This window comes from Neisseria sp. HMSC065D04, assembly GCF_001815675.1.
In the GTDB taxonomy this organism is placed as follows: Bacteria; Pseudomonadota; Gammaproteobacteria; order Burkholderiales; family Neisseriaceae; genus Neisseria.
In genome coordinates, this window is record NZ_KV821496.1 from 68,070 (window position 1) to 68,363 (window position 294).

1 CRISPR repeat array is annotated in these 294 nt (G+C 58.8%).

Annotation, left to right across the window (positions count from 1 at the left end):
• A CRISPR array of direct repeats spans positions 1 to 293; the repeat unit is 27 nt; unit sequence CAGCCGCCTTCAGGCGGCTGTGTGTTG.
• Position 294: the final 1 nt, after the last annotated feature.

Genomic DNA, 294 nt, shown 5'->3' on the forward strand with positions numbered 1-294 from the left:
CAGCCGCCTTCAGGCGGCTGTGTGTTGAAACTTGCTGAAGCGTGAGACACGCGGCGGGGAAGTACCAGCCGCCTTCAGGCGGCTGTGTGTTGAAACCAGAATCAAGATGCCCCGTATGATATGGTCGTCTACCAGCCGCCTTCAGGCGGCTGTGTGTTGAAACCTGTTTGGGTATCTGAGCGGCAAGGATAACGCCCCCAGCCGCCTTCAGGCGGCTGTGTGTTGAAACACCAGCTCATCAACTATCCTGCTATCGTCCCACCCCCCAGCCGCCTTCAGGCGGCTGTGTGTTGA